The following is a 400-nucleotide window of genomic DNA, read 5'->3' as shown; positions in this document are numbered from 1 at the left end:
ATTTTTACGTAACACCCGAAACTCTTCTTGAAATAACCCACGGTTATAAAGAGGGAGAGATCCGGATAGTTTATTTTGAATATCTTCTGCTAATGCATGGTCTTTATTCAGGGAGGAGTAATAAGTACCTATGCCTTGAACCGATTGGACGGGAAACGCGTTATAATGAATACTAATAAACGCATCTGTATTATAGGTGTTGCTTATCTCTGCGCGCCTGTCGAGTGAGAGGAAGGTGTCCTTGCTTCTAGTTTGAATGACAGTAGCTCCCTTAGCGCTTAAGACTTTAGCAACTTCGCTTGCTGTTTGACTATTTACTGTTTTTTCTTCCGTACCATTTAGTCCAATGGCGCCTGGATCTTTTCCTCCATGCCCTGCGTCAATTACGATATTATACCCA

1 protein-coding gene is annotated in these 400 nt (G+C 41.5%); it reads right to left on the bottom strand.

Translation table 11 applies throughout. The features are described 5' to 3' along the window. A partial coding sequence (locus RG959_RS23870) for an N-acetylmuramoyl-L-alanine amidase family protein (protein ID WP_342799280.1) occupies nucleotides 1-400 on the bottom strand: 400 nt, incomplete at both ends.

The sequence above is a fragment of the Domibacillus sp. 8LH genome (genome assembly GCF_038806185.1).
In the GTDB taxonomy this organism is placed as follows: domain Bacteria; phylum Bacillota; class Bacilli; order Bacillales; family Domibacillaceae; genus Domibacillus; species Domibacillus indicus_A.
The sequence above is the reverse complement of the archived record's forward strand: the minus strand, read 5'-3'. Positions and strand labels throughout refer to the sequence as shown.